The sequence below is a fragment of the Desulfobaculum xiamenense genome (assembly GCF_011927665.1).
Taxonomy (GTDB): domain Bacteria; phylum Desulfobacterota; class Desulfovibrionia; order Desulfovibrionales; family Desulfovibrionaceae; genus Desulfobaculum; species Desulfobaculum xiamenense.
On sequence record NZ_JAATJA010000004.1, the window covers coordinates 145,905 to 161,586 of the forward strand.

10 protein-coding genes are annotated in these 15,682 nt (G+C 64.2%); 7 read left to right on the forward strand and 3 right to left on the reverse strand.

Features of this window, described 5'->3' with window-relative positions:
- The first annotated feature begins 195 nt into the window (after nucleotides 1-195).
- Nucleotides 196-3,297, forward strand: coding sequence for an EAL domain-containing protein (locus tag GGQ74_RS14685; protein ID WP_167942348.1), 3,102 nt, complete (start codon nucleotides 196-198; stop codon nucleotides 3,295-3,297).
- A 71-nt stretch (nucleotides 3,298-3,368) separates the two neighbouring features.
- On the opposite strand, the gene acs (GGQ74_RS14690) is transcribed toward GGQ74_RS14685, so the two are convergent.
- The 3 genes from acs (GGQ74_RS14690) to GGQ74_RS14700 form a co-directional block, all read right to left on the reverse strand.
- A complete protein-coding gene (gene acs / locus GGQ74_RS14690; RefSeq protein WP_167942349.1) occupies nucleotides 3,369-5,306 on the reverse strand; it encodes an acetate--CoA ligase in 1,938 nt (645 codons plus the stop codon).
- Between the two features lie 140 nt (nucleotides 5,307-5,446).
- Nucleotides 5,447-6,313: a LytR/AlgR family response regulator transcription factor gene (locus GGQ74_RS14695; RefSeq protein WP_167942350.1), complete on the reverse strand. Its 867-nt coding sequence runs from the start codon at nucleotides 6,311-6,313 to the stop codon at nucleotides 5,447-5,449.
- A 396-nt stretch (nucleotides 6,314-6,709) separates the two neighbouring features.
- Nucleotides 6,710-9,424 (reverse strand): bifunctional acetate--CoA ligase family protein/GNAT family N-acetyltransferase, encoded by a 2,715-nt coding sequence (locus GGQ74_RS14700; RefSeq protein ID WP_167942351.1) that lies wholly within the window; start codon nucleotides 9,422-9,424, stop codon nucleotides 6,710-6,712.
- A gap of 275 nt (nucleotides 9,425-9,699) precedes the next feature.
- Here GGQ74_RS14700 and acs (GGQ74_RS14705) point away from each other — a divergent pair, with 275 nt between their 5' ends.
- The 6 genes from acs (GGQ74_RS14705) (at nucleotide 9,700) to GGQ74_RS14730 (ending at nucleotide 15,679) form a co-directional block, all read left to right on the forward strand.
- Nucleotides 9,700-11,685: an acetate--CoA ligase gene (gene acs, locus GGQ74_RS14705; protein WP_167942352.1), complete on the forward strand. Its 1,986-nt coding sequence runs from the start codon at nucleotides 9,700-9,702 to the stop codon at nucleotides 11,683-11,685.
- A 300-nt stretch (nucleotides 11,686-11,985) separates the two neighbouring features.
- Entirely contained in the window at nucleotides 11,986-12,738 is a 753-nt protein-coding gene (locus tag GGQ74_RS14710) for an ABC transporter substrate-binding protein (protein WP_167942353.1), read from the forward strand.
- A 95-nt stretch (nucleotides 12,739-12,833) separates the two neighbouring features.
- Complete coding sequence (locus tag GGQ74_RS14715; RefSeq protein ID WP_167942354.1) at nucleotides 12,834-13,547, forward strand: amino acid ABC transporter permease; 714 nt, start codon at nucleotides 12,834-12,836, stop codon at nucleotides 13,545-13,547.
- Nucleotides 13,547-14,305 (forward strand): amino acid ABC transporter ATP-binding protein, encoded by a 759-nt coding sequence (locus GGQ74_RS14720; RefSeq protein ID WP_167942355.1) that lies wholly within the window; start codon nucleotides 13,547-13,549, stop codon nucleotides 14,303-14,305. Before GGQ74_RS14715 ends, GGQ74_RS14720 begins: the two co-directional genes overlap by 1 nt.
- A complete protein-coding gene (locus GGQ74_RS14725) occupies nucleotides 14,306-14,998 on the forward strand; it encodes an amino acid ABC transporter permease (RefSeq protein ID WP_167942356.1) in 693 nt (230 codons plus the stop codon). It abuts the gene before it with no gap.
- A 153-nt stretch (nucleotides 14,999-15,151) separates the two neighbouring features.
- Entirely contained in the window at nucleotides 15,152-15,679 is a 528-nt protein-coding gene (locus tag GGQ74_RS14730; RefSeq protein ID WP_167942357.1) for a chemotaxis protein CheD, read from the forward strand.
- Nucleotides 15,680-15,682 lie beyond the last annotated feature (3 nt).

The following is a 15,682-nucleotide window of genomic DNA, read 5'->3' on the forward strand; positions in this document are numbered from 1 at the left end:
CCTTCCGTGTTGATTCTGTCTTTCTCTTCTGATAGTTGCGTGCGCTACTGGTGCGTTGTCTGCCGACTGCGCGCGCATTGTCGCGAGTGAAGGCGAATCATCGCCACGGGCGCGTTGTTCCCGTTGCGATGGCGTGCTAGTGTTGTGTGGGGCCTTGTGGCGCGGTGCGTGGTCGATCATGAATGCGGGGAGTCGATGAAAACGATTCGGGCCAAGATTTCAGCGGTGGTCGCCGTCGTCAGCCTGTTCATGCTGCTGTCGTCTCTTGGTGTCGCCTATGTCATATACGCCGATGGGTTCGCCGATCTCGAACGGCGGGATGTGTTGCGCAACCTCACCCGGGCCAGAAACGCCCTTGATGCGGAAATAGGCGGATTGACCGCGCTGTGCCGCGACTGGGCGTGGTGGGACGACACCTACGACTTCATGAGCGAGCACGACGAGGAATACGTGTCGTCGAACCTCGCCATGAGCACCTTCGACGAGCAGCGGCTCGAATTCATTCTCTATATCGATCGTGACGGGGCGCTGTACGAGGGGCGCGTTGCCGATGTCGAGACCGGGAAGTTCCGCCCCCTTCCGCAACACCTGAACGATGCCATTCGCTCCGGCAGACTGCTCGTGACCTCGCCCCAGTCTGGCGAGGGCGTCTCCGGTCTTCTGATTCTCGACGGCCATCTTTACATCGTCAGTTCGCAGTCCATTCTCACTAGTGATCTGAAGGGCCCCGGAGCCGGAGTCCTCGTCATGGGGCGCAGGTTCGGCCCGGAACTCGTGCGCGATCTGGCGGCCCGCACGCGCTTGCATCTTGATCTGCGCATGCTGAACGACCCCACCCTGCCCGAGGACATGCGCAAACAGGCGGCCCGTCCCGGCCATGTCGAGCCGGTGGAAGACGGCATGATCAGGGGCGTGGTTACCGTCGCCGATCTGTATGGAACGCGGTCCCTCCTGCTGGCCGTGACGATGCCCCGCGAGGTGTACGGACTGGGCATGTCCGTGCTGCGCTATCATCTGGCTGGCATTGCGGTGTCGGTGCTCATCATGGCGGTACTTTCCCTGCTGCTGCTTGATCGGCTGGTGGTGTCCCGCCTTGCCTATCTGAGCGGGCAGGTTGCGGGGATCGCCGCCAGTTCGACCTATGTGGACAGTGTGGACATGGCCGGAGAGGACGAGATCGGCAGCCTGGCCATGGACATCAATCGCATGCTGGCTCAACTGCGGGAGAATGAGCAGTTCTTCGGACAGATACTGCATCATCTGCGGGTCGGCGTGGTCATCGTGGACGAATCGACGCTCGTGGTGATGGAGATCAACCCCCATGCGTTGTCCCTTCTGGGCTTGTCCCGGACGGACGTGGTGGGCCACCGCTGCCGCGACGTGTTCTGTCCGACCATGGGCGCGGCATGCCCATTGGTCGCCGAGCACGGCGTGCGCGAGGCCGAGGAGGTCGAGCCGCTGGTGCGCAAGGTGCGCCGAAGCGACGACGTCCTCGTGAGCGTGGTCAAGACCGCGGCCTCCGTGACGTGGAAGGGACGTCGCTGCATCCTTGAGACGCTGGTGGATGTCACGGAACTTGAGGCCGCGCAGACAGCGCTTCGCGAGGCCGAGGAGCTGTACCGGACCGTGTTCATGAATACCGGGTCCGCCTCGATCCTCATCGACGACGATACGACCATCCGTCTCGTCAATCCGGAGTTCGAGAAGCTGGTGGGGCGTGGCGCGGCGGAGGTCGAGGGCAAGGTGTCGTGGATGGACATCTTCCACGAGGAGGATGTTCCCCGCATGCTCGAATTCCATCGCAGGCGCCGTGTCGATCCGATGTCCGTTCCGCGCGTCTACGAGTCGCGGCTCTATGACAGACAAGGCAATGTCCACGACGTGAGCATGACCGTGGCTCTGGTGCCGGGAGAGCGGGTCAGCGTGGCCGCCATCACGGACATTACAGAGCACAAGAAGGCCGAGGCCCGTCTGGTGCGGCAGGCATTCTACGACGAACTCACGGACCTGCCCAACCGCCAGCTACTCATGGAGCGTTTGCAGCGGGCCATCGATACAGCACACCGCGAGGGCGGGCTGGTGGGCCTTCTGTTGCTCGACCTCGACGATTTCAAGCTGGTCAACGACAACCTCGGGCATTCGAGCGGCGACCGCGTGCTGCGCATGGTGGCCGATCGCCTGTGCGAGGTGTTGCGCCGCAAGGACACCGTGGCCCGCATCGGCGGCGACGAATTTTTGGTGCTGGTCGACGACGCTCACGATACGGATACCTTCGCCCACCTCGCCACGGCCATCAACGACCGCTTTTCGAAACCCTTCCGCGTGCAGGACTCGGACATCTATCTCGGGTTCAGCATCGGCATATCCGTGTACCCCGACGATGGCAGCTCCGATCCCGAGGGCATGGTCCGCAACGCGGACATGGCCATGTATCAGGCCAAGCGCACCGGACGGAACTCGTTTAGCATGTTCACGGCGGATCTGAACGAACGCGCCATGAAGCGTCTGTCCCTTGAGGGCGAGCTACGTACGGCACTCGATCATCGCAATTTCGTGGTCCACTACCAGCCGCAGGTCGATCTGGTCACGGGCGAGGTTGCCGGGGCCGAGGCCCTCGTGCGCTGGATGCGGCCCGACGGGACCATGGTGCCGCCCGGAGACTTCATCCCCGTGGCGGAGGAAACTGGGCTGGTGGTGCCTCTCGATCTATGGGTGATGGAGGAGGCCGTGCGCCGCGCTGTGGTGTGGCGCGAGGAGGGCGTGTCCGCATTCAAGGTTTCCGTGAATCTCTCCGCGCGACATTTCGCCACTGGCAATCTGGTGGAAAAGGTGGAAGACATCCTGACGCGTGCCGGGCTGCCGCCGTCGCAGCTTGGGGTTGAGGTGACGGAGACGCTGCTCATGCAGAATATGCAGGCGGCCGTGGACGTGCTGACACGTCTGTCGGGGCTCGGGGTGCGCGTGCTGCTCGATGACTTCGGAACCGGGTATTCCTCGCTGGCCTACCTGAGCCGCCTACCCATCGACACCCTCAAGATCGACCGCTCCTTCGTCCTCGACATTTCGGGCGGGGATAGCGAAGGCGACGTGGTGGCGCGCGGCATTCTCTCTCTTGCGGCGAATCTGGGACTCACCGTCGTGGCCGAGGGCGTGGAAACCATGAAGCAGGTGGATTTTCTCAAGGCGCACGGCTGCCCCTACGCGCAGGGGTACCTGTTCTCCAAGCCGTTGCCGCACATGGAGTTTCGCAAGCTGTTCCAGCGTGGAAGCATCTTCCCGTCCACGAAGGAGACGTAGGACGGTCAACGCGTTTGGCGTGGGACATTTCGGAACGCCGGGGGCCATGGCCCCCGGCGTTTTTCGTGGGATCAGTCGTCGGGGAGAAGGGTGGTGACCTCGGCGGGATTCAGCCCGAGTTCCTCGGCGCGCAGGATGCGGCGCATGATCTTTCCGGAGGGAGTTCTGGGCAGGGTCTTGCGTGGCTCGATGGCCCGCAGTTCGGCCACGGGGCCAATCTCGTTCTGCACATGCAGGCGCAGGGCCTTGAGCAGTTCGTCGAGGTTCTCGAAATGGTCTTCCCAGCCGGGGGTGAGGATGACGAAGGCCTTGGCCACCTCGCCCTTGATCTTGTCCGGCACGGGGATGACGGCCGCTTCGCTCACGAAGCGGTGGGAGGTCAGCGCGTTTTCCACGTCCACCGTGCCGATGCGGTGCCCGGCGATGTTCATGACGTCGTCGGCGCGGCCCTCGATCCAGATGTAGCCGTCCTGATCGCGCCGGGCCAGATCGCCCGCGAAATACACGCCACCGGGGATGCGCTCCCAGTAGTCGCTGCGCAAGCGCGCGGAGTCGCCCAGCACGTCGCGCATCATGCCCGGCCACGGGCGGCGCAGGATCAGATAGCCCGTGGTTCCGGCGGGCACGGCATTGCCCTGTGCGTCCACGATGTCCGCAGCGATGCCGGGCAGCGGCTTGTTCACCGACCCCGGCTTGAGCAGCGAGATGGGCAGGGGGCTTATCATTAGCATGCCCGTTTCCGTCTGCCACCACGTGTCCATGATGGGGCACTCCGAGCGGCCGATGTACTTGTACAGCCATACCCACGCCTCGGGATTGCACGGCTCGCCCACGGTGCCCAGAAGGCGCAGGGTCGAGAGGTCCTTGCGCTTGGGATACTGGGGGCCGTAGCGCATGAGCATGCGGATGAGCGTGGGCGCGGTGTAGAGGATGGTGACGCCGTAGCGGTCTACCACGTCCCACAGGCGGTCGGCCTGCGGATATAGGGACGAGCCTTCGTACATGACCGTGGTGGTGCCCGTGACGAGGGGACCGTAGATCACATAGCTGTGGCCGGTGATCCATCCCGCGTCCGCCGTGCACCAGAAGATGTCCGTGGGCTTGATGTCGAAGACCCAGCTCATGGTGCGGTTGACGCCCACCATGTAGCCGCCGTGGGAATGGACGATACCCTTGGGCGTGCCGCTGGTGCCCGAGGTGTAGAGCACGAACAGCGGATCGTCCGCGTTCATGACTTCGGTCGGGGCCTCGGGGCGCTCGCGGCGCACGAGATCGTCGTACCACAGGTCGCGCGGCTCGTGCATTTCCACGTCCACGGTCACCCTGTGGGCCACCACGCAGGTTTCCACACATTCCGTGCTGGCCGAGGTCAGCGCCTCGTCCACCACGTTCTTGAGATTCACGATCTTGCCGTTGCGGTAGAAGCCGTCGGCGGTGATGACCAGCCGGGCCTGCACGTCGCTTATGCGCTCGCGCAGAACCTTGGCCGAATAGCCGCCGTGGACCATGCTGTGCACCGCGCCGATCTTGGCCACGGCCAGCATGGAGATGACGGTCTCGGGCAGAAGCGGCATGTAGAGGACCACGTGGTCCCCCCGGCCGATGCCGAGGGAGCGCAGCGCGTTGGCGAAGCGGTTCACCGCGCGGTACAACTCGTAGTAGGTGTACTTGCGCTGGTCGCCGGGTTCGCCCTCCCAGATGAGCGCCAGCTTGTTCTTGTTGCCGGTCTCGATATGGCGGTCCAGCGCGTTGTAGACGATGTTGCACTTCGCGCCGGGGAACCACTTGTAGAACGGCGCGTCGGAGTCGTCGAGGACCCTGTCCCACTTCTTGAACCAGTCCAGCTCGTGGGCGGCGTCTTCCCAGTAGGCAAGGGCGTCCGTGTCGGCCTTGGCCTGCGCGGCTTGCAGATTCTGGGGGGTGACGTTGGCCTCGATGACGATCTGCGGGAGGGGACGGAAGACCCGTTCCTCGTGCAGCAATGCGTCCAGGGCGCCTGTATGGTCCATCTCATGCTCCATGTTCGCGGTTTCCGCCATGCAATCTTTTCTAGCGCAGGGGCGGATGCCTTGTGATCCAAAATTCGGTCAAAGGGGCAAGATGCGGGGTAAGCGGCGCGCTCGCGTCCGTTCGTCCCGTTCCGGTCCCTCTACAGGCCGAGCATCTTCTTTAGCTCGGCGACGCGTCTGCGGCTGATGGGGAGCTCAATGCGCGTCTTGCCCGCCGTGCGCAGCATGAAGTTGCTGCCGGGCAGCGAGGCGATTTCCGTCACCATATCCAGATTGACCAGATACTTCCTGTGCACGCGGAAGAACCGGAACATGCGCAGCCTGTCCTCAAGGTTCTTCAGCCGGTAGGAGGTCAAAAATTTCTGGTTGGCGGTATGCACGTAGGAGTAGTCCTCGTAGGCCTCGATGAACACCACCTGATTGTACGGGATGAGCAGCGTCCGGCCGTCCATGGTCACGGCCAGCTTCTCGATGTCCACCTGCCGCGCCTGACTCGTGTATTCCCATGCCTGCGACAGCGCCTTGAGGAAGCGGTCCTCCTCGTCCTCGCCGAGGCGCACGCGGACCGTGGCCTCCTCGTCGACCTCCGCGTCGGGGTCGTTCCAGTGCGCGGGAACGGGAATCTCCTTGTAGTGCGCGCGGAACTGGCGCAATCGCTCGACCGTCTTCTCGAAGCGCTCCTCGTTCACCGGCCACAGCAGGTAGTCCGTGGCCCCCATCTCGAAGGCCGTGAAGGCCGGTCCCTCGTCCTCGGCGATGAAGACCAGCGCGGGCTTGTGCTTGCGACCGGAAAGCATCTGCGCCAGCTCAAAGCCGTCGGCCTCGCCTTCGAGCGCGACGCCCGTGACGATGACGCCATAGGGGATGTGCTCTAGCATTTCGAGCGCTTCGAAGGCCGAAACGGCCTCGCCCAGCACGCGCAGAAACTCCACGCCGGACAGGCGGGCGCGTAGCGATTGCCGGGTAAGCGGGTCGGGATGCAGAAGCAGGACGTTCAGCTGGGACATGCAACTTCCGGATGTTGGTGCATCATGAAGGGTATCGCCTCTAAGCCACAGGAATAGCGCGAAAAGAAAAGGCAGGCAACCCGCGCCCTAGCGGACGTGCCGAGGGGCCGCCATGGTTGTGGGCCGCTTCGCTGGTCAACGCCTCCGGCGGCCGGGGCTTTGCCCCGGACCCCAGTCAAGGAAATGATTTCCTTGACAATCCTCATTAGGGCTTCGTCGCGCAAAGCCGCACGGTGCGCCTAGGGCACCCACGGTTATCGCAGATCGGGGTTCCAAGGGGCCAGCGGCCCCTTGGCCGGCGGAGCCTACGTCTCGCACCGGTCAACGACCGATACGTCCCGGCCACTGCGCACTGCGCATTGCGCACGGCGGACGCCCACAGCGCTAGCCGGTGCGCTAGTCCTGCGATTCGTCGAGGTCCATGCGGAACTTGTAGACGTCGTCGTCGTAGCTTTTGGTGACGGTGAAGCCGACGGAGCCTGCCAGTGCGGCCATTGCGGCGTTTTCCATGAGCGCCTCGCCGATGATGGCGCGGGTTCCGCGCGTGCGCGCGTAGCCGATGAGCTTTCGCATGAGTGTCTTGCCGAGGCTCTGGCGCTTGATGTCGGAGCGCACGATGATGGCGAATTCCATGGCCGAGTTGTCGGGCTTGGTCATGCCGCGCACCACGCCGAGGGTTTCGTTGGGGCCGTCCTCGGATTCGAGGGAGGCGATGAAGGCCATTTCGCGGTCGTAGTCGATCTGGGTGAGGCGGATCATTTCGGAGCGCGGCAGTTCGCGGATGAGTCCGAAGAAGCGGTAGCGGATGTCCTCGATGGACAGGCGGGAGAGGAAATCCCAGTGGGCGGGCTCGTCCTCGGGGCGGATGGGCCGCAGGGTGACGTGCATGCCGTTTGGCAGCTGGATGCACTCTTCCAGTTCGCGTGGGTAGGGGCGGATGGCGAGGCGTTCCGGGCCGGTGACTTCGGCCTCGGCGATCTCGACGTCCGCATCGAGGGCCAGCACGCCCTGCTCGTCGGCGAACAGGGGGTTGATTTCGAGGCTCACGATCTCGGGGAGGTCCACGATGAGCTGCGAGACCTTGTTGAGGGTCTGGCAGAGTGCCTCGATGTCCGCCGGTGGGCGGTCGGCGTGGCCCTGCAGGAGCCGCGAGACGAAGGTCCGGGAGATGAGCTCCTTGGCCAGCGCCATGTTCAGCGGGGGCAGGGTGACGGCGGCGTCGCCGATGATTTCGGATTCGGAGCCGCCCTGCCCAAAGCGGATGTAGGGCCCGAAGATGGGGTCCGTGCCCATCTGGATGAACAGTTCGTGGGCGCGGGGCCTGCGTCCCATGCGCTGGACGATGAAGCCCGCGGTGCAGCAGTCCGGCTGGGCGAGGCATACGCGGTGCATGACGGCCGCTGCGGCGTCGGCCACGGCCTCCGGGGTGTCGAGGTCCAGCGCCACGCCGCCAGCCTTGGACTTGCAGCGCAGGTCCGGGGACAGCACCTTGATGGCCACGGGATAGCCCAGCTCGTTGGCGGCTTCCACGGCCCCCTCGGCGGTGGCGGCAAGGCGCGTGTCCACGACGGGAATCTGGTAGGCGGCGAGGATGTCCATGGCCTCGGGCACGGTGAGTCTGTCGCGCCCGGCGTCGAGGGCGTTGTGCAGCACGCGGCGGGCGGTGGCGGTGTCCGGCTGGTAGGACGACGGCAGCGAGGCCGGGGTCTCCACCAGCATGTCCTGATTTCGCCGGTAGTGGACGAGGTTCAGATAGGCACGCACGGCCTTGTCCGGCGTGGAGTAGACCGGGATGCTTTCCTCGTTGAAGACCTCGCGGGCCGCCTCGGCGTTGCCGCCGCCGACCCAACTGGTGAGCACGAGGCGCTTGGCGCGGCGGGCCACCTCGGCCACGGCCTGCGCCACTTCGCGGCCGTCCACGAGGGCCGAGGGAAAATGCATGACGAGTACGGCGTCCACGTCCGGGGCCTTGAGCAGAATGCGCAGGGCCTCGGCGTAGCGCTCCGGCGGGGCGTTTGGCGCGATGTTGACCGGGTTGCCGATGCAGCCCTCCGCGTTGCAGCCGGGCATGGGTTCGTCGGCGAGGAGTTCGCCGAGTTTTTCGCGGGTGTCGGGGACCAGTTCAGCCAGCACGCCGCCACCCTCGATGAAGCGGTCCATGGTGATGAGGCCGGGGCTCATGCCGTTGACGACGATGGCGAGCCGCTCGCCCTTGAACGGCTTGGAGCGGGCGATGGTCTCGACGCTGTCGAAGAGGGCGTCGGTATCGTAGACGCGCAGCATGCCCGCGCGGCGGAAGGCGGCGTCGTATACGGCGTCCTGCCCGAGGGGGCCGTCCTTGAAGCGGGCCATCTCGCGGGCGGCCTCTGCGGTGCGCCCGGCCTTGATGACGACGACGGGCTTGTTGCGGGCCGTGGCGCGGGCGGCGGACATGAACTGCCGGGCGCGTTCGATGTCCTCCACGTAGAGCAGCACCGCGCGGGTGTTGGGGTCCGAGTTGAGGAAATCGAGGATGGTGCCGAAGCCGAAGTCGAGCTTGGTGCCGAGGGAGATGAAGTAGGAAAAGCCGATGTTTCGCATATTGGCCCAGTCGAGCACCGTGGTGAACAGGGAATCGGACTGGGTGACGAAGGCGATGCGTCCGGGCTTGGCGTCGGTGTGGGCGAGGCTGGCGTTGATGCCCACGCCGGGGCAGATGAAGCCCATGCTGCCCACGCCGAGGATGCGCAGATCCGTGCGCCGCGCGGCGCTGAGGATGGCGCCCTCCAGCATCTTGCGGACGTCGGACGGCAGAGCGGCGAAGCCCGTGCCGAGGATGACCGCTCCGGCCACGCCACGGTGCCCGAGCTGGAGCACGTAGTCCGGCACGGTCTCCGGTTCGGAGCAGATGATGGCGAGGTCCGGCGTGAGCGGCAGAGTGTCGATCTCGCGGTACACGGGCAGACCGGCCACCTCCGTGAGCGTTTCGTGCACGGGAATGATGGGGCCGATGAACTTGCAGGCCTGAAGATTGCGCAGTATGACCGCGCCCGGCGTTCCCGGCTCGTCAGTCGCGCCGATGACTGCCACGGACGTGGGCCGGAACATGGTGTGCAGATTGGTCAGGTTCATGTCTGATAGCTTCTCGCGGCGCAGCGCGCCCGTAAAGTGTCCGTTCACCCGCCGGGTTCGGCCGCCGACCAGCTCCCCGGGCAAGGCCGCCCTTCCTTGGGTCCGCTCATACCATGAATTCCTGCCGTTTACCAAAAAAACATGTCCACAGAAATTCCCAGAAGCTACAAAAGCGGGTATCCAACAAGTGATGGGGACGGGTCCGTGCTGCACCCGTTCCGCTGTGTTTTCCGTGATCCTCACGGGTATCAAACGATACGTGAAAGGGGTGCGCAATGACAGAACAGGAAAGAATTCAAAGCATGTTGCAGGAAAAGCGGCTTTTCATGCCCCCGACCGAAGGTCGCGAGACGGCATGGGTGGGCGACAAGGCCGCCTATCAGGAGCTGTACCGCCGGTCCATGGAGGACCCGGAAGGGTTCTGGATGGAGCGCACCCGCGAGTTGGTGAGTTGGTTCAAGGAGCCGGAAAAGGCTCTCGAATGGGATTTCCACAATCCGAGCATCAAGTGGTTTCAGGGCGGCACGCTCAACGTGTCCTACAACTGCCTTGACCGCCACCTGACGGACGGCCGCCGCAACAAGGCCGCCATCATCTGGCAGGGCGAGCCGGACGAGGACGTGCGCGTGTACACCTACCAGATGCTGTTCACCGAGGTGAACCGCTTCGCCAATGTGCTGCGCAAGATGGGCGTGAAGAGGGGCGACCGCGTTGCCCTGTACCTGCCCATGATCCCCGAACTGGCCATCGCCATGCTCGCCTGCTCCCGCATCGGAGCGACGCATTCCATCGTCTTTGCGGGATTCTCGGCCATGAGCCTGCAGAACCGCATTCAGGACTGCGAGGCCAAGGTGCTCGTCACCGCCGACGCCGTTCTGCGCGCGGGCCGCACCATTGCGCTCAAACCCAACGCCGACGAGGCTCTCACCGGTTGCCCCAGCGTGGAGCGCTGCGTGGTCGTTCGCCGCGCCGGTAACGACATCCCCATGGTCGAGGGACGCGATAGCTGGTGGCACGACGAAATGGCCGCCGACGACATCCGTCACTTCTGCGAGCCCGAGCACATGGAGGCCGAGGATACGCTGTTCATCCTCTACACCTCTGGCTCCACCGGCAAGCCCAAGGGCGTGGTGCACACCACGGGCGGCTACCTCACCTACACCGCCAGCACCATGCAGTACGTTTTCGACATGCACGACAACGACGTGTACTGGTGCACTGCCGACATCGGCTGGATCACCGGCCACAGCTACATCGTGTACGGTCCGCTGTGCCTCGGCGGCACCTCGCTCATGTTCGAGGGCGTGCCGAGCTATCCAGCGCCGGACCGCTTCTGGCAGATCGTCGAGAAGTTCGGCGTCAACATCTTCTACACCGCGCCCACCGTCATCCGCGCCCTCATGCGCGAAGGCGTGGAGTGGACGCAGAAGCACGACATCTCGTCCCTGCGCATCCTCGGTTCCGTGGGCGAGCCGATCAATCCCGAGGCGTGGATGTGGTACCACCAGAACGTCGGCAAGGGCCAGCTGCCCATCGTCGATACCTGGTGGCAGACCGAAACCGGCGGCATTCTTATTTCGGCCATGCCCTACGCCACGGCGCTCAAGCCCGGCTCGGCCACGCGTGCGCTGCCCGGCGTCGATGCCGCCATCGTGGACTCCGAAGGTCGCGAGCTTGGCCCGAACGAGGGCGGTCACCTCGTGATCCGCAAGCCCTGGCCCGGCATGCTGCGCGGCGTGTTCGGCGATCCCGAGCGTTTCAAGAGCACCTACTTCGGTCGCTTCCCCGGCATGTACGAGTCCGGCGACGGCGCTCGTGTGGACGAGGACGGCTACTTCTGGGTCATGGGCCGACTGGATGACGTGATCAACGTCTCCGGCCACCGCATGGGCACCGCAGAGATCGAATCTGCCCTCGTGGCGCATCCCGCCGTGGCCGAGGCCGCGGTCGTGGGCATGCCGCACGACATCAAGGGCGAGTCCATCTACGCCTACGTCACGCTGACCGCCGACGTCGAGGAGTCCAAGGAACTCATCGGCGAGCTGCGCGCATGGGTGCGCAAGGAGATCGGTCCCATCGCCTCGCCCGAGGTCATCCAGTTCGCCGACGGCCTGCCCAAGACCCGAAGCGGCAAGATCATGCGTCGCGTTCTGCGCAAGATCGCGGCGGGCATCACCGACGAGTTCGGCGACACCTCGACCCTCGCCGATCCTGGCGTGATTTCCGACCTGCTCGACGGCCGCAGGGATCTGCTCGGCTAGGGCAGGGGAGCAGCACACCCCTTTCCTCGGGGCCGGGTGCGGATACGCGCCCGGCCCTCTTCATTTGCGGCATGCCTTGTCGCGCTCGGATTCCCCTGCGTGGCGTAGCGGATGCATTCCCCCGCGCATCCAGTGCCCGCGCGGGTTTTCTACGATTGCGGACGCGGTATTGATGCTTGCCCAGCGGGCCGCTGTCTGGTATGCGCAAGAGTTCTGGTTTTCATGTACAAACCGTCATAGTGGATGTGGATAACCGTTCAAATGCCCGAGGGGAAATGCGGGCACAAAGGAGTGGAGAGCATGGGTAAGAAACTTCTCGCATCCGTCATTGGCCTGATGCTGACCGCAATGCTTGCAGGCGGCGCCATCGCTTCCGAGAAGGTCTACGTCAACGGCATCGATTTCGGCTTCCCGCCTTTCGGTTTTGTGGACAAGCATGGTGAGCCCACCGGCTTCGACGTCGAAGCCGTCAACTGGATCGCCGACAAGATGGGCTTTAAGGTTCGCCATCAGCCCATGGATTGGGATGGCATCATCCCCGCCCTCAACGCCGGCAAGATCGACTTCATCGCCTCCGGCATGAGCGCCACTGCCGAGCGCGCCAAGGTCGTCAACTTCACCAAGCCCTACTTCCGCGTGACGCAGGTGCTCGTGGTTCGTGGCGACAACACCCAGAACCTCGACGAAATCCTCACCTCCGGCAAGACCGTTGCCGTGCAGCGCGGAACCAACACCGTCAAGTATCTTGAGGAGCTGGCCGCCCGTCCTGGCATGAATTTCAAGGTCGCCAAGTACGACTCCACGGACCTGTCCATGCAGGATCTGCCCATCGGCCGCATCGACGGCTCCGCCATGGACAGCACCATCGCCTACGAGATGATGAAGGGACAGGACTACAGGATCGCCGGCGTGTTCGACGCCGAGAGCGAAGACTACTGCTACGCTGTGCGCAAGGCCGATGCCGAGCTGCTCGACAAGCTCAACAAGGGCCTCGATCTGCTCAAGGCCGATCCCTACTGGGAAGAGCTGAAGGCCAAGTGGAACATCCACTAGTCATTTCTGCGGCGTAACGCTGCCACCGCCCGGAGGGAGTCGGTCGCACGACTCTTCCGGGCGGTTTCGTCTGTCTTAAGCAAAGCGGTTTCATAATGGATTTCACCAAAGCATTCGCGGCGATCATGGATGCGCTGCCCTATCTGCTGTCCGGCATCTGGTGGACAGCGGCTCTCGTGGCCGGAGCCATGCTCCTCGGCCTGTGCATGGGCATCCCCATGGCCGTCGGGCAGGTCTACGGTTCGCCACGCGTGCGCCGTCTCGTCGGCTTCTACGTGTGGCTGTTTCGGGGCGTGCCCATTCTGGTGATGCTGTACCTTTTCTATTTCGGCATCCTCGCCTTCCTGACCGATGTGTTTCCCGCTCTGCGGGTCATCGGGCTGGACAGCGCCTTTGCTGCGGCGGCCATCGTGCTGGGGCTCACCAGCGGTGCCTACCAGTCGCAGCTGTTCCGGGGTGCCATCCTCTCGCTGCCGCCCGGCCAGCTCAAGGCCGCTCGCGCCCTCGGCATGAGCGATTCCGTGGCCATCACCAGCATCATTCTGCCTCAGGCCCTGCGGCTGGCCATTCCCGGCTGGTCCAACGAATATTCCATCATCCTCAAGGACTCCGCGCTGGCCTTCGCCATCGGCGTCATGGAACTCATGTCGCGCACGCGGTCCGTGGCCTCCACCACGCACCAGCCCCTGCCGCTCGCCCTGTTTGCGGGTGTGCTGTTTTTCGTGCTGACGTGGGTCGGGCTCAAGGCCCTGCGCCGTCTTGAGGATAAAGTGAGAATTCCGGGGTACACCCGGGAGGGATCCTTCTGATGTCCGACATCATTCTTCGCGTTCAGGGACTCAACAAGTCCTTCGGCGAGAACCACGTGCTCAAGGACGCTTCGCTCGCGCTGACCCGTGGCGAGCTGAAAGTCCTCATCGGTCCGTCCGGCGGTGGCAAGAGCACCCTGCTCCAGTGCATGAATTTCCTCATCACCCCGGACACCGGGCGCTTCTGGCTCGACGGGGAGGAGGTGCACGCCACCGACAGAAAGTCCCTGTACGCCTATCGCCAGAAGGTGGGCATGATCTTTCAGGACTTCAACCTGTTCGACCATCTCACCGCTATGGAGAACGTTCGTATCGCCCTCGTGAAGGTGCGCCACATGTCCAAGCGCGAGGCCACCGACCGCGCCATGGCCGAGCTGGAGCGCGTGGGGCTGGCCGGACGCGCCGGACTCTACCCCGCCCAGCTTTCCGGCGGCCAGAAGCAGCGCGTGTCCATTGCCCGCGCTCTGGCCATGGACCCTGAGGTGCTGCTCCTCGACGAGCCGACCTCTGCGCTGGACCCCGAACTCATCGGCGAGGTGCTGGCCGTCATCCGCGATCTCGCGCAGGGCGGCATGACCATGGTCATGGCCACCCATCAGATCACGTTTTCCTCGCAGCTTGCAGACGAATTCATCTTCATGCAGCAGGGTGCCATCATCGAGCAGGGTTCCCCGCGCGAACTTCTGGGCCGTGGCGCGACCACCCGCACGCAGGAGTTCTGCTCCAAGATCAACGAACTGACCGGGGAGTCCCTGTAAATGGACGAGTTCCTCCAATTCGTCATGGAACGCATCGTTCCGGGGCTGAACGTGGGACTGCTGGTCAGCCTGAAGCTGATCATCCCTTCCTCGGCTCTGGGCGTTGTGTTCGGCGTCATCACCGGCGCGCTGCGCGTCTACGGACCCGTGCCCGTGCGCAGGTTCGCGGACCTGTACGTGTCTCTCTTTCGTGGCACACCGCTGGTGGTGCAGCTCTACTTCTGGTACTTCGCGCTGCCCTATATCTCCCTTGGTGGGCTGCGCATCGTCATGACGCCCATGCAGTCGTCCATCGTGGCCTTTGCCCTGTGCAGCGCCGCGTATCAGTCCGAGTACGTGCGCATGGGGCTCATGTCCATCAAGGCTGGCCAGATCAAGGCCGCGCAGGCGCTGGGCATGACGCCCATGCAGACCGTGGTCAACATCGTCCTGCCGCAGGCCGTGCGCCGCGCGCTGCCTGGCTGCGGCAACGAGATCATCTATCTCATCAAGTACTCGTCGCTGGCCTCCATCATCACCGTCAACGAACTCACGGGTATGGGCCGCGAAATCGCCAAGGCCACCTGGCGCAACATCGAGGTCTTTTCAGTGGTGGGCCTGTACTACCTGCTCATCGTCAGCCTCGCCACGTGGGGACTCAAGCGCCTTGAGGAGCGTACCTCCATTCCCGGCTTCAACCGGGCCAGAGGCTAGCGGAAGGCGCTTCTTAAATCAGCGTTTTCGAAACGAAACGGCCCCGACATTGCCTAGGCGATGTCGGGGCCGTTTCGCGTGGGGCGGTTGCGTCGCCTCATGCATCATCATCTTTGACCAGCCGAGATTGCCGGTGCTATCGTCGTGGGACAGGTGCCCGCAACTCCACACAGGCTGGTCGACGTGTTCCGCAGAATCCTCGCGAGCTATCCCGGTCTTCCCTTTCACAACCTTGGCGTGGGCGAGGCCGTCGCCTCGTGCGAGCCATCGGCCGTGACCACCGTTCTCGGCTCCTGCGTGGCCGTCACCTTCCATTGCCCGCGCACGCGCTGCGGAGCCATTTTTCACGCGCTACTTCCCTCCAGAGGCTCCAAGCACTCGCCTTCGGAATACGGTCCCTATCGTTTCGCCGACGAGGGCGTGCGCAGTATGGCCGAAAGGATGAAGGCCCACGGTTGCGCCCTGCGTGATCTCGAATGCAAGGTCTTTGGCGGAGCCAACGCGCTGTTCGCGGAAAAGTATTCCGTGGCTGTGCGCAACGCGGAAACGGCCGTCGCCGCGCTGGCGGAACTCGGCATCCGGCCGTGCGCCATCGACGTCGGCGGGACGCGGGGGCGGAAGCTCTTTTTCCTTACGCACACCGGCGAGGTCTTCATCCGGCGCTTTAGCGGCGACGATTGATCC

Coding starts and splice junctions, on each gene's coding strand:
- GGQ74_RS14685 (WP_167942348.1), top strand. CDS start 196: ATGAAAACGATTCGGGCCAAGATTTCAGCGGTGGTCGCCGTCGTCAGC.
- acs (WP_167942349.1), bottom strand. CDS start 5,306: ATGGACCATACAGGCGCCCTGGACGCATTGCTGCACGAGGAACGGGTC.
- GGQ74_RS14695 (WP_167942350.1), bottom strand. CDS start 6,313: ATGTCCCAGCTGAACGTCCTGCTTCTGCATCCCGACCCGCTTACCCGG.
- GGQ74_RS14700 (WP_167942351.1), bottom strand. CDS start 9,424: ATGAACCTGACCAATCTGCACACCATGTTCCGGCCCACGTCCGTGGCA.
- acs (WP_167942352.1), top strand. CDS start 9,700: ATGACAGAACAGGAAAGAATTCAAAGCATGTTGCAGGAAAAGCGGCTT.
- GGQ74_RS14710 (WP_167942353.1), top strand. CDS start 11,986: ATGGGTAAGAAACTTCTCGCATCCGTCATTGGCCTGATGCTGACCGCA.
- GGQ74_RS14715 (WP_167942354.1), top strand. CDS start 12,834: ATGGATTTCACCAAAGCATTCGCGGCGATCATGGATGCGCTGCCCTAT.
- GGQ74_RS14720 (WP_167942355.1), top strand. CDS start 13,547: ATGTCCGACATCATTCTTCGCGTTCAGGGACTCAACAAGTCCTTCGGC.
- GGQ74_RS14725 (WP_167942356.1), top strand. CDS start 14,306: ATGGACGAGTTCCTCCAATTCGTCATGGAACGCATCGTTCCGGGGCTG.